Origin of the sequence: Jiangella endophytica, from assembly GCF_003427025.1 — a bacterium.
Lineage (GTDB): Bacteria > Actinomycetota > Actinomycetes > Jiangellales > Jiangellaceae > Jiangella > Jiangella endophytica.
Window position 1 is genome coordinate 167062 of sequence record NZ_QVAI01000007.1, and the last position, 18802, is coordinate 185863.

At 73.1% G+C, this 18802-nt stretch carries 17 protein-coding genes and 1 tRNA gene; 5 read left to right on the plus strand and 13 right to left on the minus strand.

Annotation, left to right across the window (positions count from 1 at the left end; all coding sequences use genetic code 11):
- Positions 1 to 11: 11 nt before the first annotated feature.
- Entirely contained in the window at positions 12 to 5594 is a 5583-nt protein-coding gene (locus DZA62_RS16490) for an ATP-binding protein (protein ID WP_116950002.1), read from the minus strand.
- Positions 5595 to 5759: 165 nt separating this feature from the next.
- Between DZA62_RS16490 and DZA62_RS16495 the strand changes: the two genes are divergently transcribed.
- On the plus strand, positions 5760 to 6212 hold the full coding sequence (locus DZA62_RS16495) for a YdeI/OmpD-associated family protein (RefSeq protein ID WP_116950003.1): 453 nt from the start codon (positions 5760 to 5762) through the stop codon (positions 6210 to 6212).
- A 153-nt stretch (positions 6213 to 6365) separates the two neighbouring features.
- Here the strand turns inward: DZA62_RS16495 and DZA62_RS16500 are convergent, their stop codons facing one another.
- Genes DZA62_RS16500 through DZA62_RS16510 form a run of 3 tightly spaced genes read right to left on the minus strand, consistent with a single transcriptional unit; the run spans position 6366 to position 8853 of the window.
- Positions 6366 to 7796 carry a dihydrolipoyl dehydrogenase family protein gene (locus tag DZA62_RS16500; protein WP_116950004.1) on the minus strand — a complete coding sequence of 477 codons (1431 nt, stop codon included), beginning with the start codon at positions 7794 to 7796 and terminating at the stop codon, positions 6366 to 6368.
- The gene (locus DZA62_RS16505; RefSeq protein ID WP_116950005.1) at positions 7793 to 8389 is read right to left on the minus strand and encodes a hypothetical protein; all 597 of its coding nucleotides are present in this window, start codon (positions 8387 to 8389) and stop codon (positions 7793 to 7795) included. The genes DZA62_RS16500 and DZA62_RS16505 overlap by 4 nt, the downstream gene beginning before the upstream one ends.
- Before the next feature lie 8 nt (positions 8390 to 8397).
- Positions 8398 to 8853 carry an organic hydroperoxide resistance protein gene (locus DZA62_RS16510; protein WP_116950006.1) on the minus strand — a complete coding sequence of 152 codons (456 nt, stop codon included), beginning with the start codon at positions 8851 to 8853 and terminating at the stop codon, positions 8398 to 8400.
- Positions 8854 to 8963: 110 nt separating this feature from the next.
- On the opposite strand from DZA62_RS16510, the gene DZA62_RS16515 reads away from it, so the two are divergent.
- The gene (locus DZA62_RS16515; RefSeq protein WP_116950007.1) at positions 8964 to 9596 is read left to right on the plus strand and encodes a TetR/AcrR family transcriptional regulator; all 633 of its coding nucleotides are present in this window, start codon (positions 8964 to 8966) and stop codon (positions 9594 to 9596) included.
- A gap of 6 nt (positions 9597 to 9602) precedes the next feature.
- Here the strand turns inward: DZA62_RS16515 and DZA62_RS16520 are convergent.
- The 6 genes from DZA62_RS16520 to DZA62_RS16545 form a co-directional block, all read right to left on the minus strand.
- A tRNA-Leu gene (locus tag DZA62_RS16520) sits at positions 9603 to 9676 on the minus strand.
- A gap of 103 nt (positions 9677 to 9779) precedes the next feature.
- Entirely contained in the window at positions 9780 to 10325 is a 546-nt protein-coding gene (locus DZA62_RS16525; RefSeq protein WP_116950008.1) for a peptide deformylase, read from the minus strand.
- Positions 10322 to 10843, minus strand: a complete 522-nt coding sequence (locus DZA62_RS16530; RefSeq protein ID WP_116950009.1) for a glycine cleavage system protein R — start codon at positions 10841 to 10843, stop codon at positions 10322 to 10324. Before DZA62_RS16530 ends, DZA62_RS16525 begins: the two co-directional genes overlap by 4 nt.
- On the minus strand, positions 10840 to 12132 hold the full coding sequence (locus tag DZA62_RS16535) for an SAM-dependent methyltransferase (RefSeq protein ID WP_116950010.1): 1293 nt from the start codon (positions 12130 to 12132) through the stop codon (positions 10840 to 10842). The genes DZA62_RS16530 and DZA62_RS16535 overlap by 4 nt, the downstream gene beginning before the upstream one ends.
- 108 nt (positions 12133 to 12240) lie before the next feature.
- Positions 12241 to 13656, minus strand: coding sequence for an NAD(P)/FAD-dependent oxidoreductase (locus tag DZA62_RS16540; RefSeq protein WP_116950011.1), 1416 nt, complete (start codon positions 13654 to 13656; stop codon positions 12241 to 12243).
- Between the two features lie 30 nt (positions 13657 to 13686).
- The gene (locus tag DZA62_RS16545) at positions 13687 to 14316 is read right to left on the minus strand and encodes a flavin reductase family protein (protein WP_198663853.1); all 630 of its coding nucleotides are present in this window, start codon (positions 14314 to 14316) and stop codon (positions 13687 to 13689) included.
- Positions 14317 to 14374: 58 nt separating this feature from the next.
- Here DZA62_RS16545 and DZA62_RS16550 point away from each other — a divergent pair, with 58 nt between their 5' ends.
- Together DZA62_RS16550 and DZA62_RS16555 are read left to right on the plus strand one after the other, a co-directional pair.
- On the plus strand, positions 14375 to 15172 hold the full coding sequence (locus DZA62_RS16550; RefSeq protein ID WP_198663869.1) for a winged helix-turn-helix domain-containing protein: 798 nt from the start codon (positions 14375 to 14377) through the stop codon (positions 15170 to 15172).
- Between the two features lie 283 nt (positions 15173 to 15455).
- Entirely contained in the window at positions 15456 to 15782 is a 327-nt protein-coding gene (locus tag DZA62_RS16555) for a YciI family protein (protein ID WP_116950013.1), read from the plus strand.
- Positions 15783 to 15784: 2 nt separating this feature from the next.
- Here DZA62_RS16555 and DZA62_RS16560 read toward each other — a convergent pair whose 3' ends face one another.
- Both DZA62_RS16560 and DZA62_RS16565 read right to left on the minus strand, forming a co-directional pair.
- Positions 15785 to 16624: a uracil-DNA glycosylase gene (locus tag DZA62_RS16560; RefSeq protein ID WP_116950014.1), complete on the minus strand. Its 840-nt coding sequence runs from the start codon at positions 16622 to 16624 to the stop codon at positions 15785 to 15787.
- A 31-nt stretch (positions 16625 to 16655) separates the two neighbouring features.
- On the minus strand, positions 16656 to 17792 hold the full coding sequence (locus DZA62_RS16565; RefSeq protein WP_116950015.1) for a hypothetical protein: 1137 nt from the start codon (positions 17790 to 17792) through the stop codon (positions 16656 to 16658).
- A 125-nt stretch (positions 17793 to 17917) separates the two neighbouring features.
- Here DZA62_RS16565 and DZA62_RS16570 point away from each other — a divergent pair, with 125 nt between their 5' ends.
- On the plus strand, positions 17918 to 18352 hold the full coding sequence (locus tag DZA62_RS16570) for an SRPBCC family protein (protein ID WP_116950016.1): 435 nt from the start codon (positions 17918 to 17920) through the stop codon (positions 18350 to 18352).
- Here the strand turns inward: DZA62_RS16570 and rpmF are convergent.
- A complete protein-coding gene (rpmF, locus tag DZA62_RS37595) occupies positions 18310 to 18651 on the minus strand; it encodes a 50S ribosomal protein L32 (protein ID WP_116950133.1) in 342 nt (113 codons plus the stop codon). The genes DZA62_RS16570 and rpmF overlap by 43 nt on opposite strands.
- Positions 18652 to 18802: the final 151 nt, after the last annotated feature.

The following is an 18802-nucleotide window of genomic DNA, read 5'->3' on the forward strand; positions in this document are numbered from 1 at the left end:
CGTCGACGGCCTCAGGCCAGCCCGCGGCGGATCGCGGCGATGACCTTCGGCCGCAGCTCGGCGACCGAGACGACCTCGTCGACCGAGCCGACCTCGACGGCGCGCCGGATGCTGTGGATGCGGTCGAACTCGGCCGCCACCTCGGAGATCTTCTCGGCCCGCAGTGCCGCTCGGAGGTCGGCCAGCTCGACCAGCAGCGGCCCGCGCTCGGCCGCCGAGGCGGCCTCGATCTTCCGCTCCAGCGCCGCCACCGCGGGGTCGGCGGCGGCCCGCTTGTCGACCTCGGCCGAGAACACCACGGCCGCGGCCGGGGCGCCGCCGAGCACCGAGGCGTAGGAGCCCTCCAGGGCCAGCACCGTCATCCGCGGGTTGAGCCTCTTGGAGAACACGACGAAGGCGCCGCCGTGGTAGCGGGAGATCACACAGAACACGATCGGGCCCTGGAAGTTGACCACCGCCCGGCCGATCTCCGCACCGTACTCCAGCTGCAGGTTCCGCATGGACTCCGGTGACCCGTCGAAGCCGGACAGGTTCGCCAGCACCACCAGCGGCCGGTTGCCGGACGCCGCGTTGATGGCGCGGGCGATCTTCTTCGACGACCGCGGGAACAGCGTGCCCGCGGTGTAGGTGTCCGGGCCGTCGGTGGGCGGGAAGCCTCGTCGCGGCACGGGCTTGGACTCGATACCGAGGAGGCTGACCGAATACCCGCCGAGCCGGGTGTCGGTGACGACGGCCGTCTCCGCGTCGGCCATGCCGGCCCACCGTTCGCGCAGCGGAGCGTCGGCGTCGGCCACGGCCCGCATGACCCTGCGGATGTCGAACGGCTTCTTCCGGTCCGGGTTCGCGGCGGCCGAGAACACGTCGCCGACGGTGGCGAACTCGCCGCCGTGGGGATGCGGCGAGATGTCCCGGTCGTCCGGGTCGGTGCTGACGGCGACCCGAGGCCCGCGCTCACCCGGCAGGATGTACGTCTGCTCGTAGTGCGCCATCAGCACGCCGAGCGCCTCGGCCAGGTTCGGCACCCAGTACTGGGCCTGCCCGTTCGGGCCCATCACGCGGTCGTAGCCGCCGATGCCGAAGTTGTCCTCGGCGGACACGCTGCCGGAGAAGTCCAGCGTCTGCTTGCCGGTGAGGACCATCGCCGAGTCCGGGGTCATGATCAACACGCCGCGGGTGTGCATCAGCATGGTCGCCTCGGCGTTCCAGTACGGCTGCGCGCCGACGTTGATGCCGGCCACCACGACGTTGATCTCGCCGCCGCGCTGGGTGAACTCGACGATGCGCCGCAGCGCCGCCGCCACCCAGTCCATGTTCTCGGTGCCGGAGTCCATCGCCACCCGGGCGCCGGCCGACAGCGCGAACCACTCCAGCGGCACCCCGAGCTCCTCGGCGAGGTCGAGCGCCGCGATCACCCGTGCGCACTCGGCCTCGGCCAGCGCGCCGAGCGACTTGGTGGGGTCGCCACAGAGCACGATCCGGGTCACGCCCTCGGGATAGAGCTTCGTCGGCGTCGTCACCTTGGCGACGATGATCCCGGCGCTGTTGCGGCCGCGCGGCCGGGTCACCTCGACCAGCGCGCCGTCGTCGTCGAGGTCGAACTCGGTCAGCTTGCCGCCGCCGGCCAGCACCGCCTCCAGCTCGTACGGATAGACCAGGCCGCGGCGACGGGCCCGCAGCACCTTGCCCGCGTAGTCGTCCAGCGGCGCCAGCGGCTGCGTCGGCGGCGGGATGATGTCGGCGACGGTGCCGGCGCCGGGCTGGGCGTGGAACCGGATGGAGATCGGGTGCACCTTGCCGTCCTGGTCGGCGATCTGGCCCTGGGCCAGCACCTCCTCGAGTCCGGCGCCCTCGCTGAGTGGCGTGATCTTCGCCTGGAGTGCGGCCAGCTGCTCGACGTCGGCCTCGACCACCGGCCAGACGGTGACCCAGACGTGGTTCTGGTCCAGCCGGGCGCCCGCGCGGCCGCGGGCGGTGCGGACCCGGCGGATCGCCTCCAGGCAGTGCTCGACCGCCCGTTCGGCGTGCGGCAGGCCGATCACCCGGCCGGCGTCGTCGCGGACCACCGCCAGCTGCCGGACCTGTGCGCAGGCGATCAGCCGCCGGTCGGCCGGGTTGGTCTTGGCGACGGCCTCGTACAGGATCACGTCGCCCGGCGCCTCCAGCCGGGTCACGTCGAAGTTGATCAGGCGCCACAGGTTGAGCCGGCGCCCCACCATCGGGTGCATCCCGCGAACGAGGTCGTCCTCGACCAGGGCCGGGTGCGCCGCGTCGGGATCCGGCCGGAAGGTGAAGTAGTCGACGGCGCGGTCCGGCTCCGGGCAGGTCGCGACGCAGATGCGGCGCGCGCGGGCGGCGAACGGCATGGCGCCGAGCAGCTCGTTCAGCCGCGCCGACGTGTCCTGCGGGTCGTCCGGCATGCCGCGCCAGCGCAGGTAGACCTCGACGACGTTCTCGTGGTCGGCGGCCAGCGCCGCGCCGATCGCCGCGTCCAGGCCGCCCGCCGACTGGTCGTCGGTCAGCTCGGCGATTTCGGCGATGTCGGCGATGGTCGAGATCACCCGGGTCGAGCCGTGCTCGTCGGAGTGGTACTCGGCCCACACCACCGGGCGGCCGGCCACCTCCGTCACCACGACGTCGTGCAGCGCGTACTCGCGGTAGTGCCGGCGGACCAGCACCTCCAGCAGCGGCTCCGTCGCCGGGAAGTCCTCGAACATCCGGTCGCGGAGGAAGCCGACCAGCTGCTCGGGGATCTGCGTCAGCGCCTCGATCCGCTGCTCCCGGCCGGGCGCGTCGGCGGAGGTCAGCGCCCGCACCTCGGCGGCGACGCCGTCCAGCACCTGACGCCGTTCCGCGTCGACGAGCGGCTGGTCGAACCAGCGGAACCGGATCGACCGGGCGAGGTCGCCGACCACCGGGAACCGCAGCTGCGTCGCCCGGACCAGCCGCTCCAGCTCACCTCGGGCGGCCCGGGCGAGACCCGTCGCCGGCCGCGGCTCGGCCAGCCAGCGCTGCAGGATCGACGTCGCGATCTCCACGTCGGTCTCGGCGTGCTGGTGCGCCAGGAAGATCCGGAACAGCGCCTCCCCCAGCTCCGGCGTGCGGTCCAGGTCGGTGACCCCGTAGTGCCGCAGCACGCGCAGCAGCCGCTCGCGGAACTGTTCCGGCAGCCCGCCGCGCTCGGGGTCGAGCGACTGGAGGAACGTGTGGAAGTGCTCGCGGGTGCTGTGCACGCGCAGCTCGGTGTTGCCCTCGTCGCGGGCCGGCCGGTTGCGGCTCAGCTCGGCGAAGTCGGTGATCAGCCAGAGCAGCCGCATCTCGGCGCGCAGCACGCCGGGGCGGTCGTCGGCGAGGTGATCGCGCAACCGCAGGTGGTCGGCGATGGCCTCGCGGCGCTGGTCCGGGTCGACGTCGTAGCCCATCACCAGGCCGCGCAGCCGGTCGATGGCCGCGATCGCCTGGGCCTGCTCGGTCCGCAGCGGACGGAGCGCGGCCACCTCGGCCGCCGGGTCGTCGCCGGTCCGTTGCGGGTCGAGCGGCGTCGCTGACGGGTCACCGATCGGCTCCAGCTTGGCCAGCGGCGCACCGGTCTCGACCTGGCTCCCGGCACGGACGACCAGTTCCCTGACCCGGCCGGCGAACGGCGCCGGCACCACCGTCTCCATTTTCATCGACTCGAGCACCAGCACCGGCGCGCCGGCCGCGACCTCGTCACCGACGGCGACGGGGGTGGCGACGACCAGCGCGGGCGCCGGGGCCCGCAACATGCCGCCCTCGTCGCGGCTGATCCGGTGGGTGACGCCGTCGACCTCGACCAGGTGCACCGGCGGATGAGTCGCCGTGACCAGCCGGAACGTGTGGTCACCGATGTGCAGCCGGCTGTGCACCTCGTCCAGCCGGTCCAGCCGCGCCTCGACCAGCTGCTCGACGCCGGCCGCGTCGACCAGCCCGACCTGGTAGGCGCCGGCCGCGCTCTGCCGCACCGTCATCGTCGACGTCACGCCGCGCAGTTCGAGCTCGATCACCTGGCCGGGCTCGTGCTGGGTCTGCGGCCGGCCGCCGCGGGCGGTCTCCAGGAAGCGCGCGACCTCGACCCGCTCGGACTCCTCGTAAGCCTCGATCGCGGCCGCGACCAGCGCCACCCCGGCGTGCCGCCGGGACACCAGCCGGCCCTCGGCCCGGACCCGGTCGATCCACCCGGTGTCCGCGCACAGCACGCCCTGAGTGCCCAGAACCCGGCCGTCCTCGTCGAACGGGCCGACGACCTCGGGCTGGTCCAGCAGCTCCAGCGCGAAGCTCTTGTTGGTGGCGCCGCCCTCGATCACCACGGTGGTCTCGGTCAGCGCGCGGCGCAGCCGGGCCAGCGCCTCGGCGCGGTCGGAGCCGTACGCGATGATCTTGGCGATCATCGAGTCGAAGTCGGCCGGGATCGTGTCGCCCTCGGTGACGCCGGTGTCGACGCGGATCCCGGGCCCGGTCGGGAACTCGAGCCGGCTGATGCGGCCCGGTGCGGGGGCGAAGTCCCGGTCGGGGTCCTCCGCGTTCAGCCGCGCCTCGACGGCGTGGCCGCGCTCGGCCGGGCGCTCACCCGTCAGCGGCATACCGGAGGCGATCCGGATCTGCAGCATCACGAGGTCCAGGCCGGCCACCGCCTCGGTGATCGGGTGCTCGACCTGCAGACGAGTGTTGACCTCCAGAAAGGCGAACGACCGCTCCCCCGGGTGGTACAGGAACTCGACGGTGCCCGCCCCGGCGTACCCGACGGCGATCGCCAGCCGCTCGGCGGCGGCCTTCACCTCGGCGACGCCGTCCGGCGGCAGCAGCGGCGACGCGGACTCCTCGATCACCTTCTGGTTGCGCCGCTGGATGGAGCAGTCGCGGACGCCGACCGCCCACGCCGTCCCCTGCCCGTCGGCGATGACCTGCACCTCGACGTGCCGGGCGCCGGTGACCAGCCGTTCCAGGAAGACGACACCGCTGCCGAAAGCGCGCTCGGCCTCGTCCCTGGTGCGCTGGTACGCGTCGGTGAGCTCGGCCGGCGACTCGATCTTGCGAATGCCGCGTCCGCCGCCGCCCGCGCTCGCCTTCAGCATCAGCGGGTAGCCGATGCGCTCGGCCGCCGCCAGCGCGACCTCGAGCGTGTCGACGCCGCCGCGGCTCCACGGCGCGACCGGGACCCCGACCTCCTCGGCGATCAGCTTGGAACCGATCTTGTCGCCGAGCCGGCGCATCGCCTCGGCGCTCGGCCCGATGAACGTGATGCCGAGCTTCTCGCACAGGTCGGCGAAGCTCGGATCCTCGGCGACGAACCCCCACCCGACCCAGACCGCGTCCGCGCGGACCTCCGTCAGCGCCCGCTCCAGCCTGGCCAGATCGAGGTACGGCCGCTGAGCGGCCGGGCCCAGCAGATACGCCTCGTCGGCCTCCCGGACGAACGCCGCCGTCGCGTCGACGTCCGTGTGCAGCGCGATCGTCCGGATCCTGCCGGCCCGGTCCCCGGGACCCGACCTGGCGTTGAGATCTCGGACGGCGTGGATGAGCCGCATGGCGGCCTCGCCCCGGTTGACGATCGCGATACGGGAGATGTCTGGCACCATTCGACCCTGTCAGGCGAATGCCGACACGTGCGTGGATCCTGGGGAACAAGGTCTGGGCCTGCGGCTTGTCCGATCCCCACAACCGGCGCTCCCCGGCCGGCACGACGCGGTGCTGTAGCGTCCGGTATCAGCCGAGGGCGCCGAGGAGTCGATCATGGTAGGACGATGAGATTCGCCGCCGAGCTGCGCCTCAACGCGACGACGGCGACGGGCGTTCCCGTCCCTGATCACATCGTCGACGGCTTGGGCGGAGGACGCCGGCCGCGGGTCGACGTCACGCTCAACGGCTACGCCTTTCAGACCAGCCTGGGCACCATGTCGGGCCAGGTCATGATCCCGGTCAGCGCCGCGGTCCGGAGCGCTGCGGGCGTCGCGGCCGGCGACCGCCTCGACGTCGAGATCGAGCTCGCGACCGAACCGGCGCCCGTCGCCGTGCCCGACGACCTGCGAGCGGCTCTTTCCGACGCGCCCGAAGCGCAGGCCTTCTTCGCCGGGCTCACGTCGAGCCAGCAGCGGGGTTACACCGAGTGGATCGAGCAGGCCAAGAAGAGCGAGACCCGGCAGCGCCGGCTGGAGCAGGCCGTCGAGGCGCTGGGTCAACGCCGCACGCGGCGTTGACCGGATACGTGCCCTCACGACACGTCCCCCTCGTGAGCGAACCGGATCCAGCGGCGCTGTTGTTGCTGCTCTGCCGATACGAACAGCGCCATGATCATGGTTCCGGGCCCGATTCGGCGTCGGCGACGCGCCCCTGGCGGCCACCGAACACGATCACCGACGCCGGGTCGGCCGGCCGTAGGTCTCGAGGAGCCGCAGCCAGATCTCGCTGACGGTGGGGTAGGCGGGGACGGCGTGCCAGAGCCGGTCGATCGGGACCTCGCCGACGATCGCGATGGTCGCCGAGTGCAGGAGCTCGGCGACGTCCTGGCCGACGAAGGTCGCACCGACGATCACGCTCCGGCCCTCGTCGACGACGAGCTTGGCACGGCCGGTGTAGCCGTCGGCGTGGAGCTTGGCCCCGGCGACCCGGCCGAGGTCGTACTCGACGGCCCGGACGTCGAGCCCCTGGGCGCGAGCCCTCGACTCGGTGAGCCCGACACTGGCGACTTCCGGGTCGGAGAAGACCACGCGGGGCACGGCCAGGTGATCGGCCGAGGCCGCGTGGTCGCCCCACAGCTCGTCGCTGACGGGCGATCCCTGTAGTCGCGCCGCGATCGCCTCGCCCGCCGCGCGTGCCTGGTACTTGCCCTGGTGGGTCAGCAGAGCGCGCCCGTTGACGTCTCCGACGGCATAGAGCCAGTCGGTGCCGTCGACGAGCATCGTCTCGTCCACCCGCAGTCCCGGCCTTGCGTCGAGCCCGATCGTCTCGAGGCCGAGGTGCTCGGTGTTCGGGCGACGCCCGGTGGCGACCAGGAGCTCCTCGGCCCGGAGCTCGGTGCCGTCCGCCAGGACGACGCTGACGATTCCGTCGTCCCCACGGTCGACTCGCGCAGGCGTGACGCCCAGCCGCAGGTCGACACCCTCGTCGGCCAGGGCGTCGGCGAGGTGCTCGCCGACGAAGGGCTCCTCGTGGCTCAACAGGCCGTCGCGGGACAGCAGGGTGACTCGCGAGCCGAGGGACGTGAACGCGACGGCGAGCTCCGTGCCGGCGACCCCGCCGCCGATGACGAGGAGCCGAGGGGGGACGCGGTCGGTGGCGGTCGCATCGCGTGTGGTCCAGGGCGAAGCGGCGGCGAGGCCGGGGATCTCGGGCAGGACCGGGACGGAGCCCGTCGCCAGGGCGACCGCCCCCGCTGAGTAGACACGATCATCGACCCGCACCTCGCCCGGCCCGGCGATGCGGCCGCGGCCGCGAATCAGGTCGATGCCCGCGGAGTCGAGCCAGGAGACCTGGCCGTCGTCCTTCCACTGATCGGTGAACGACGACCGCCGGGCCAGCACCGCGGAGGCGTCGATGACACCCTCGACCGCTTCGCGGGCTCCGGCGAGCCGTCGGGCCGCCCGGATCGCGTGTCCGCTGCGCAGGAGAGCCTTGGAGGGCATGCACGCCCAGTAGGAGCATTCGCCTCCGACGAGTTCGGCCTCGACGATCGCCACGCGCAGGCCGCGCTTGGTCGCGTAGTCGCCCACGTTCTCTCCGGCTGGGCCGGCGCCGACGACGATCAGGTCGTAGTCGGTTCGACGTCCCTCGGCGCCCGTCACGCTGCCCCCCGCGGCTGCGAGCCCAGGCGGATGGCGGAGATCAGGAAGAAGATCCCGCCGAGGACGGCGTAGCCGCCCACTCCGGAGATGCTGTCCGGGTCCTGGAACGACTGTGCCAGGAAGGCGAGCCCGGCCACGATCGAGATGGCACCGCTCAGGATCTGCGGCACCTGGCCACCGGCACTCCGGCGCAGCACCGCGGTGACGAGCTGGGCGATCCCGGAGGCCGTGGCCCACACGCCCCAGACCCCGAGGGCGGCGGCGATGGATCCGGTCGACACCCAGCCGAGCGCGATGGCGACGACGACGCTCACCACCACGTTGATCCTCTCCGCCACCCGCGGACCGGGCGCGCGGTGCTCGGATCGGAGCTGCCAGACGACGGCGGCCGCGTCGGCCAGCGGGTAGGCGACCAGGAGGACGGTCAGCAGCGGTCCGGTATCGGCCGAGGTCAGGAACAGGAGCAGTGCCCAGGCGACGGCGAAGGCGAAGCGGACCAGGTACAGGCGGCGAAGCGTCGCGCTGAACGGCGGCGGGGAATCCGGGAGCGCCGCGGTGAACGTGGACGGGGAGGTCGAGTCGGAGGTGGTCACGATGTTCCTCATTCGTGGGGGTGGGTGACGGGCTGGGCGACGGTGGTGGTGACGGTGACGGGCACGTTGCCGCGAGTGGCGACCGAGTAGGGGCACACCTCATGCGCCGCGGCGGCGAGGCTCTCGGCGACCTCCGGGGCGATCCCCGCGCCGACGTGCACGCGCAGCGCGGCGGTCAGCGCGTAGCCGCCGGCCGCGGCCGGGACGATCGAGACCTCGGCGACGACGGCGGAGTCCACCAACGACACCTTGCGCCGCGAAGCCACGAGCTTGAGGGCCGAGTGGAAGCACGACGACCAGCCCGCCGCGAACAGCTGCTCCGGGTTGGTCGCCCCGCCCGGGCCGCCCATGTCCTTCGGGACGGCGAGCGTCACGTCGAGCAGGCCGTCGTCGGTCACCGCGCGGCCTCCGGCCCGGCCGTCGCCCGTCGAGGTCGCGATGGCGGTGTACAGGGGTGCGGGCATCAGGTCCTCCTTGCTTGTCGGGATGTAGAGTTACTAGTACGTCTACATGGCCGACTCTAGACTGTTCACAGCGCCGGCGCAATCGGCCTCGGCCAGGAGGGGAGCACGACATGCACGCCGACACCACCGAACCGGCGATGCGCACCCCGTCGAGGTCTGCCACCAGAGGGCGCATCCTCACCGCCGCGAACGAGCTGTTCTACGCACACGGCATCCGCGCCACGAGCGCCGACCGCATCATCGAGCAGGTCGGCATCACGAAGGTCACCTTCTACCGCCACTTCCGCACCAAGAGCGAGCTCGTGGTCGCCTACCTGGAGGAGCAGGCGGCCGCCGAGCGGGCATGGATGCAGAGCGTGCGCCGCAAGGGCGACCCCGTGGGGTCGCTGCGCGCACTCGCCGCCGGCATCGGCTCCGCGAGCTGCCGGCCGGGATTCCGGGGCTGCGCGTTCATCAACGCGGCGGCGGAGTTCCCCGATCCCGACGACCCGGTCCGGGGCGCCGTCGACGCGCACCGCCGCTGGATGCTCGACGAGTTCGCCGGCATCGCCGCGGAGGCCGACGTGGCTGACGTCGACTCCACGGCGAGGCAGCTGATGATCCTCCGGGACGGCGCGATGGTGACCGGCTACCTCGACGAGCCGTCGTCGGTGGCCGACTCCCTCGGCGCCGCGTTCGCCTCGATCGTCACGACGGGCGCATCGGCCCTCCGCGAGACGACCGGCGACCCGAAGCGTCCGTGATACGCGTGCCCCCGGTCGGACTCGAACCGACACTGTTCAGCTTTTAAGGCTGATGCCTCTGCCGATTGGGCTACGGGGGCCGCCCTCAGTATCGCGCCCGGCAGGTCGCCTGTCTCCTGGCGAAACCTCCCATTCCGGACACGATCGGATCACGTATGACCGGGCGTGGGCGGCCGGCGCCGGCTACAGGTAGGTCTGCCGCGGGAAGACGGCGTGAGCGCCGGCCACGCGGTCGAGGAACAGGAAGCCCGCACAGTGGTCGATCTCGTGCTGCAGCGCCCTGGCCTCGAACGCGTCGGTCTCGACGACTAACTCCTCGCCGCTGCCGGGCAGCTGTCCGCGGACCGTCAGCCGGGTGGCGCGCTTGACGTCGCCGGTGAGGTCGGGGACGGACATGCAGCCCTCGCGGCCCTTCTCCTTGCGCGTCGCCTCGACCACCTCGGCGTTGCAGAGCACGAACGTGCCGTGGGCGGTGCGGGTCTTCGGGTGCTGGCTGACGTCGACGGCGAAGAGGTGGGCGGCGACGCCGACCTGACAGGCGGCCAGGCCGACGCAGCCGGGCGAGACGCGCATCGTCGCGACGAGGTCGGCGGCGAGCTGCACGATCGCGGGGTCGGCGGGGTCGGCCGGCGGCGACGGCGCGGCCAGGACCGGCTCGGGGGCGCGGACGACGGTCAGGACGCGGCCGGGCACCCCGAGGTCGGCCTCGGTCCAGTCGGCGATGCTCACAGGACGTCGGTCTCCTGCGGCCGCAGCGTGACGCCCACGCCCAGCTCGGCGCCGGCGTCGCGCAACGACATGCCGACGGCGTCGGCGTCGGCGTCGGCGGGCAGGTCGACCTCGGCGACGGCGACGTAGAGGGTGCCGGTGAGCCGGGTCGTGAGGTCGGTGATGTTGCCGCCGGCAGCGGCCAGCACGCCGGTGACGGCGGACACGATGCCGGGGCGGTCGCCGCCGTGCACCGTCAGCACGTACGGGCGCCGCGAGCGGTCGCCGGAGCCGTCCTCGTCGGGCACGGCGGCGGCGGACACCTTGAGCCGCCCGTCGGCGGTCAGCGGGGCCAGCGCCTCCTGGACGTCCGCCGGCGACCGGTCGCCGGAGCAGATCAGCATCATGGCGAAGTGACCACGCAGGAGGGTCATGGTGGAGTCTTCGAGGTTCAGGCCGAGGGCGGCGAGGCCGGCGGTGGCGTCGGCGATGATACCGGGGCGGTCGTGTCCGATGACGGTGACGGCGATGAGGCTCACAGGCTCCATCCAACCGGACGCACCATGGGCAGGTCACTTCGGCCGTCGCCATGTGGGCGAACGGCCAGCACCTGGTCGACCCCGATGCGGGCGGCGTAGAACGAGACGGCCGACGCCGCCATGTAGAGGCGCCAGACCCGGGCCCGCCCCTCACCGGCGAGGTCGACGGCGCGATGCCAGCCGCGTTCCAGGTTGACGACCCACGCGCGCAGCGTCCGCGCGTAGTGCTCGCGCAGCGCCTGCACGTCGCGCACCTCGAACCCGCCCGCCTCCAGCCCGTTCACGACGTCGCCGACCGGGATCAGCTCGCCGTCGGGAAACACGTAGGCGTCGATGAACGTGCGCCGCGGGCGGGCCAGCCCACCCGCGCGCGGCCGCCCGGACCGCACGATCTGGTGGTTGAGCAACCGGCCGCCGGGCCGCAGCAGGCCGTACAGGCGGGCGGCGTACTCCGGCCACCTGGCCGACCCCAGGTGCTCGGCCATGCCGACGCTGGCGACGGCGTCGTACGGGCCGTCGGCGACGTCGCGCCAGTCCTGCACGCGGATCTCGACGGCGTCGGCCAGCCCGGCGTCGGCCACCCGCTGCTTCGCGTACTCGGCCTGCGGCACGGACAGCGTCACGCCGACGGCCTCGACGCCGTGCTGCTCGGCGGCGTGCAGCGCGAGCGATCCCCAGCCGGAGCCGACGTCGAGCAGCCGCATGCCGGACCGCAACCCGAGCTTCTGGCAGATCAGCTCGTTCTTGGCCCGCTGGGCGTCCTCGAGCGTGGCGTCGTCGCCGGTCCAGTAGGCGCACGAATAGACCATGGACGGGCCGAGCACCAGCTCGTAGAAGTCGTTGCCGACGTCGTAGTGGTGGCTGATGGCGGCCTGGTCGCGGCCCTTGGAGTGGCGGTCGCCGGCGAGTACGACCTCCTCGGGCGGCGGCTTCAGCGGCGGGCCGACGGCGCCGAGCACGACGGCCAGCCGGATGACCTCGGCGCGGTCGGCGGCGGTGAACCGGCCGCGGTCGCCCAGCTCGCGCAGGGCGTCGTCAAGCCTGGTCAGGGCGTCGTCGAGGTCGCCCTCGACGTCGAGCTCACCGGCCACCCAGCCACGGGCGAGGCCGATCTCGTCGGGTTGCCACAGCAGCCGGCGCAGCGCGCGGCGGGACCGGATGACCAGCACGGGGCCGTCCGTCGGACCGGCGTGCGCGCCGTCCCAGGTGCGGATGCCCAGCGGCAGCGGCCGTCCGAGCAGCCGCTCGAGTAGTCCTGCGATGCGTCCCGCCGCTCCCCCAGTGGACATGGCGACCTCCCCGTCCGTACCCTCCCGCCACGCTAGCGAGACGAGAGAGTCGCTGCCACGCCTTTCGGCCGGGGCTGCCCACGGCGGGCGGGGCGTCCGCGCGGTGGCTCAGCCGCGCGGCAGCCGGCCGCCCGCCGTGGTGGCGGTCTCCGACGGACGCTCGCCGGCCGACGGCCCGGGCCTGGAGGCCCGCGGCTCGACCGGCTGCGCGGCACGGCGGAAGTCCTCGCGTGGCATCCGCATGCGGCCGAGCGTGACGACCTCGCGCTTGAACAGCAGCGCCAGGGTCCAGTCGACGACCACGCGGGCCTTACGGTTGAACGTCGGCATCTTGCTCATGTGGTAAGTGCGGTGCATGAACCAGGCCGCGAAGCCGCGCACCTTGATGCCGTAGGTGTGCGCGACACCCTTGTACAGGCCGAGGCTGGCGACCGAGCCGATGTACTTGTGCTTGTACGGCTTCGGCACCTGGCCCTCGAGCGTGGCGACGATGTTCTTCGCCAGCAACTTCGCCTGCCGCACCGCGTGCTGGGCGTTGGGCGCCGTGTAGATGCCCGGCTGCCCGGCGGTGAGGTCCGGGATGGCGGCGTTGTCGCCGGCCGCCCAGGCGTCCTCGATGCCGTCGACGCGCATCTCCGGCAGGCAGCGCAGCCGGCCCTTCTCGTCGAGGGGCAGGTCGGTGTTCGCGAGGACGGGGTTGGCCTTGACGCCCGCGGTCCACACGATGGTGTCGGCGTCGAACGGCCGGCCCTTGGACAGCACGACGTGGCCGTCGACGCACGACTCCAGCAGCGTCTCGAGACGGATCTCGATGTCGCGCTTGCTCAGCTCGACGACGGTGTACTCGCCCATCTCGGGACCGACCTCGGGCAGGATGCGCCCGGCCGCCTCGACCAGCACCCAGCGCATGTCACTGGGCTTCAGCTGCGGGTAGTAACGCAGCGCGTAGCGCGCCATGTCCTCCAGCTCGCCGAGCGCCTCGACGCCGGCGAACCCGCCGCCGACGAACACGAACGTCAGCGCTCGCTTGCGCAGCTCCGGATCGGTGGTGGACGCCGCGACGTCGAGGCGGTCGAGGACGTGGTTGCGCAGTGCGATGGCCTCTTCGATCTGCTTGAAGCCGATGCCCACCTCGGCGAGACCGGGGATCGGCAGCGTGCGCGAGATGGACCCGAGCGCGACGACGAGGATGTCGTAGCCCAGGTCGTACTCCTCGCCGATCTCCGGCTTCACGGTGACCGTCTTGGCGGCGTGGCTGATGGCGGTGACCTCGCCGGTGATGACGTTGCTGCGCTTCAGCACCCGCCGGAGGGGCACGACGACGTGCCGCGGCTCCAGGGACCCGGCCGCCGCCTCGGGCAGGAACGGCTGATAGGTCATGTACGAGCGCGGGTCGATGACGGTGATGCGCGCCTGGCTGCGCTTGAGAGAGCGCTGCAGACCGAGCGCGGTGTACATGCCGACGTACCCGCCGCCGACGATGAGGATGTGCGGGGTTCCGGTGCGTCCGACTCTCCCGTTCATGTCTCCAAGAGTAGGGGCTTGTGAATGCGTTCACAAGCCCTTTGACGGTGCGCTCGGCCACATCGTCGGCGTCTCGGACCGGAAGCTGTGTCCTCGCTCCTCGCCGAGGCCGAAATAATGCCGGAAGTTGTAGATCAACGGGCTCCACCGGGCCGGGTCGACGTGCTGCGTGCCCGGCACGACGATGTCCGGATCGGCATGCACGCGCAGCACCCGGGCCTCGACGATGACGAACTCCTCCGCCGCGTCGTGCCGGACCACCACGGCCCTCGCCTCCAGCTGCAACGGGCACTCGGCCACCACCGGCGGGCCGACGAGATCGGCCGGCGCGGGACTGAGGCCGGCGGCGGCGTACTTCTCCGGCTCGTACCGGAACCGCGGCTTGCTCGCGGGTACCGGATCGCGGCCGGTGAGCGGGGCCAGCCGCTCGACCGCGCGCCATTGGTCCGGCGCCGGGAAGTTGATCGTGAGGTCCGGCCGGGCGGCGAGGTTGGCCGCCGTCTGCCCCTCCGGGCCCAGCCCGAGCACCACGACCTGGCCGAGCGCCCAGGCCGACGACATCGGCGCCAGGTTGGCCGTGCCGTCCGGGTTCTCGGTCGCCAGCAGCGCCACCGGCGTGCCGACGTACAGGATGCTGGGGGCGATCGTCACGTGTTCCACGCCTGCCGACGCTAGGTGCGTGACGGTTCGGCGCCGGCCGAACCGTCCCGGGGCGATGATGGTGGGCATGACCGACACGGCAACGGCGGGAACGGCCCTGGCCGGCCTGGCCGGGCTCCTCGCCGACCGTACCCGCGCGACGTTCTGCCTGGCGCTGATGGACGGCCGGGCGTGGACCGCCGCCGAACTGGCCTCGACCGCCCGAGTGGCGCGGTCGACGGCCACCGAGCAGCTCAACCTGCTGGTGTCCGGCGGCCTGCTCGCCGAGGTGCGGCAGGGCCGGCACCGCTACCTGCGACTGTCCGACGACGCTGCCGAACTGGTCGAGCACTTGGCGGCGGCCGCCCCACCCGGTGCCGCCTCGCCCGGCGCAGCCTCGCCCGGCGCCGCCTCGCCGGTGCGCTCGCTGACGACCGCGCATCGTCAACGCGCGCTGGCCGTCGCCCGCACCTGCTACGACCACCTCGCCGGCACGCTCGGCGTCGCGGTGACGGACGCGATGACGGCGCGCGGCCTGCTCTCGTGGGAACGCGGCCTCACCCTCACCGACGACGGCGACCGCTGGCTGGCCGCCTTGGTCGAGGGCTGGCCACCGGCGGCGCGGCGTCCGCTGGTGCGGTCCTGCCTGGACTGGACCGAGCGCCGGCCGCACCTCGGCGGTGCCACAGGGGCGGCGCTCTGCTCCCACGCCGTCGATGCCGGCTGGGTGGTGCGGTCGCGGCGGTCCCGCGCGCTGCGACTCACCGACGTCGGCCGGGCGGCGCTGCGCGAACAGCTGGGACTGGAGCTGCCGGACGGCGTCCCGTCTGGCGCGGTGGACGTCGCGGCCCGGACGGCCGGCGCCGCCAGGGAGTGAGCGCAGCTGGGCGGCCGAAGCTGCCGGTGCTGTCGGCGCCCGCCCTTAGGGTGGGAGACCCTCCCAACCGGGCGGGGACTACCCACGGACCAGCGGCCCAGCCGACCTCCCATCAGGCGAGCCCAGCCCGGCGGCACAGCGGACCTCCCACCAGGCGAGCCCAGCCCAGCAGCACAGCCGACCTCCCGGCTGGGCGGCGGCCAGGAGATCTTTCACGGCATCTGTCGATTTCGCCGGCCGTCGTGTGACGGATCGGGTGACAGCACACGAGAAGGGACTCCTCATGTCGCACTATCTGATCCTGATCCACCCGCCCGTCCAGGCAGACGACGCCGCCGACCGCGCCGCGCACGACCAGCACGCCGACGAGCTGGCGGCGGACGGCACGATCGTCGCGGCGTACGCGCTGCAGCCCGGCGCGCGAACGGTGCGCGCCGGCGGCGTCACCGACGGCCCGTTCCTGGAGACGAAGGAGATCGTCGCGGGCATCTACGTCGTCCAGGCACCCGACTTCGACGCGGCCGTCGCGATCGCCGGGCGGAACCCGGTCGTACGAGAGGGCTGCGGCGTCGAGGTCCGTGAGATCGAGAGCGGCACCGTCCCGGGCTGACGTCAGCGCGCGGCCGCTGCCCGGCCGAACACGTCGTCGAGCATCGGCTCGGTGAGCCTGCCGGTGAAGGTGTTCTGCTGGCTCGGGTGGTAGCTGCCGATCAGCCGCACCGGCGTGGTCGCCGCCGACCCGTCCGACGGGTACAGCGTCACCTCGGCGCCGTGTCCGAACGCCGGCCGCGGCCGGGGCACCGTCAGCCCGGCCCGGCCGAGCGTCCGCAGTGCGGCGGCCCACGCGAACGACCCCAGCGCGACCGCCGCACGCACCGTCGGCAGCACCAGCTCGACCTCGCGGTCCAGCCACGGCGCGCAGGCGTCGCGCTCCCCCGGCGTCGGCTTGTTGTCCGGCGGCGCGCAGCGGACGGCGGCGACGATGCGCGCGCCGATCAGCTCCAGGCCGTCGCCCGAGTGCGTCGCCGTCGGCTGGTTGGCCAGCCCGGCACGGTGCAGGGCGGCGTAGAGCCAGTCGCCGCTGCGGTCGCCGGTGAACACCCGCCCGGTGCGGTTGCCGCCGTTGGCCGCCGGCGCCAGTCCGAACACCAGCACCCGCGGCCGCGGGTCGCCCCAGCCCGGCGTCGGCCGGCCCCAGTACGGCTGGTCCGCGAACGACTTGCGCTTCTCCCTGGCGACGTCCTCGCGCCAGGTCACGAGCCGCGGGCAGGCCCGGCACACCGAGGACCGCGCGACCACCTCGGTCAGCGACGCGCCGGCCGCCAGCCGGGCGACATCGTCGGCCGACGCCGCCACCGGGGTGTCAGCGGTGGCGACGTCGCCGGGCCACCCGGTCCCCGGCGGGACGGGGCTGGGGAACGGGTCGCCGGTGAGCGGGTGTGGGAGCAGCACCCGCCCATTCTGCCGGGCCCCGCCCCCATGATCACGGGGCGAGGGTGCCGGTGAGGCGGTCGTAGCGCAGCACCCGGGACTCGCTGTCGGCCGGATCGGCCAGGCCGGTGACCTCGATCGCGGTGACGCCGAGGCGGACCCGGTCGATCGTGGCGACCCGCAGCCACGGCGAGCCGTCGCGCAGCACCGTGACCTCGTCGAGCAGCGTGCCGTCGCGGCCGGCGGCGATGGCGTACGTCGGCCCGGTGGGCGCGGCGATGTCGATGCCGCCGTCCCCGCGCAGCGTCATCGTGCAGGTGAGGTTGCCGCGGCCGCCGTTCGCCGTCCCGATGAAGTCGTACAGCGGGGCCGGCTCACCGACGTAGTAGCGCAGCCGGCCCAGCCCGGTGACGTCCATGCCGTTGTAATAGTTGCGGCCCTCGCGGTCCAGCCACAGGTGCGGGTTGTGCGTCTTGGCGCTGAAGTCCGGGCCGGAGTTGTAGGAGATGTGCCAGTGCGGCGGGTTGTCGGCGTGCAGCGTGTTGTTGGTCTCGAAGCCCATCAGCACCCACCGGTGCCCCTTCGCCGCCGCTGTCGCGACCAGGCCCGACGCGTGGCAGATGTAGTTGGCGGCGACCAACTGGTGCACGACCGAGCGGACCTGGCCGGCCGGCCACGGCACCGTCGTCCACGGCCCGGCGACGCGGTCCGGGTCGTTGTGCTCGATCCGCCAGTTCATCCCGGGCACGTTCTCCGGGATGCTCCACACCTGCAGCGTCGGCTGGTTCGCGTCGGCGGACGTCAGCCGCACCGGGAGCGTGAACGTGAACCGGTCACTGTCGGCGGGGTCGGGGCGCACCGCCAGGCGGGTGTCCTGGTGCACGACGGCCGCGACGGCGACGCCCGGCCAGCGCACCGAGATCTCCACGCCGTCGTCGTCGCGGGGCCCGACGACGAACGTGTAGTACTCCGCCCGGCTGGCGACGGAGTAGCGCTCGCCGGCCAGGATCGCGTAGCCGGCCGGCAGCGTGATCTCCGGGACGCCGGGGGTGTCCGGGCGGGTGCGGACCAGGCGGAACGCGGCGTACGCGGTGGGCTCGGCGGCGGTGGCGGTGGGCGGGACGGTCAGGGCGAGACCCGCCGCGGAGGCACCCGCGATGAGTGTGCGCCGGCTCAGTGCTGCGGACATGTGAAGGCCTTTCTCTCGTGGAGTCGATGACCGTGTCACGTCCGAATCGTCAGGGTATGCCGTGAACCGGCACAGGGCGATGAGCTGAACGGCAGTTGAAGACCGGCGCTGCTACGGTTCACCGCATGACCGGTGCGCGGCATCACCTGTCCGGCGGCCTGCACGTCGCCCTGCCGCCGGCCGATGCGTTCGCGCTGTTCACGCCGCGCGGCGAGGTCGTCTGGGCGCCCGGCTGGGAGCCACGGTTCCCGGTCCCCACGGACGACGACGCCGCGCCCGGCATCGTCTTCGAGACCGAGGCGCGCGGCGCACGCACCAGCTGGATCGTGCTGCACCGCGACCCCGGCCGGAGCATCTCGTACGCCCGGGTGACGCCCGGATCGCGAGCGGGCACCGTGCGGGTCGAGCTGCGACCCGACGGCGCCGGCGGCAGCGACGTCACAGTCACCTACGAGCTGACGGCGCTGTCGGAGCCCGCGGAGGCGGAGCTGGACCGGTTCGCCGCCGGGTTCGCCGACTACCTGCGGTCGTGGGAGACGGCGATCGCCGCGCTGCCCTGAGGCCGCCCGCGGTACCGGCCGCAGGACGGGCAGGCCGTGTGCGCCGGCGTGAGCTCGCCGCAGGCCGGGTTCGGGCAGCTCACCAGCCGCGGCACGGCGATGGCCCTGCGCCACTGCGCCCGGTGGTGCCGGACGTTCGAGCGGGACTTCCTGCGGAACAAGGAACTGGACCTGGGTCTCCTCTGGGTCTGGTCTGAGCCGGTGGGTCGGATCCGCCGGACGGGGCGGGTCGCGACCGACCTCGGGCTCGACCCCAGGGCCCACGCCTTCGAGCGACGCGGGTGTGGGACGGCAGCCATGGGTGACGGCACGCACGGGGAGTCCTCGAGGTGGAACGAGCAGGACACGCTGAGGCAGCCCTGCACGGTGTTCACCGGCAGGGCTGGGGCGGGGTCGCTAGGACGCCCAGGGCGTGTCGGACTGCTCGCAGACCATGGGCAGACGGTGACA

Excerpts from the sequence above, each read along its gene's own strand:
- DZA62_RS16490 (WP_116950002.1), bottom strand. The coding sequence starts at position 5,594 with ATGGTGCCAGACATCTCCCGTATCGCGATCGTCAACCGGGGCGAGGCC.
- DZA62_RS16495 (WP_116950003.1), top strand. The coding sequence starts at position 5,760 with ATGAGATTCGCCGCCGAGCTGCGCCTCAACGCGACGACGGCGACGGGC.
- DZA62_RS16510 (WP_116950006.1), bottom strand. The coding sequence starts at position 8,853 with ATGCCCGCACCCCTGTACACCGCCATCGCGACCTCGACGGGCGACGGC.
- DZA62_RS16515 (WP_116950007.1), top strand. The coding sequence starts at position 8,964 with ATGCACGCCGACACCACCGAACCGGCGATGCGCACCCCGTCGAGGTCT.
- DZA62_RS16535 (WP_116950010.1), bottom strand. The coding sequence starts at position 12,132 with ATGTCCACTGGGGGAGCGGCGGGACGCATCGCAGGACTACTCGAGCGG.
- DZA62_RS16540 (WP_116950011.1), bottom strand. The coding sequence starts at position 13,656 with ATGAACGGGAGAGTCGGACGCACCGGAACCCCGCACATCCTCATCGTC.
- DZA62_RS16550 (WP_198663869.1), top strand. The coding sequence starts at position 14,375 with ATGGTGGGCATGACCGACACGGCAACGGCGGGAACGGCCCTGGCCGGC.
- DZA62_RS16555 (WP_116950013.1), top strand. The coding sequence starts at position 15,456 with ATGTCGCACTATCTGATCCTGATCCACCCGCCCGTCCAGGCAGACGAC.
- DZA62_RS16565 (WP_116950015.1), bottom strand. The coding sequence starts at position 17,792 with ATGTCCGCAGCACTGAGCCGGCGCACACTCATCGCGGGTGCCTCCGCG.
- DZA62_RS16570 (WP_116950016.1), top strand. The coding sequence starts at position 17,918 with ATGACCGGTGCGCGGCATCACCTGTCCGGCGGCCTGCACGTCGCCCTG.
- rpmF (WP_116950133.1), bottom strand. The coding sequence starts at position 18,651 with ATGGCTGCCGTCCCACACCCGCGTCGCTCGAAGGCGTGGGCCCTGGGG.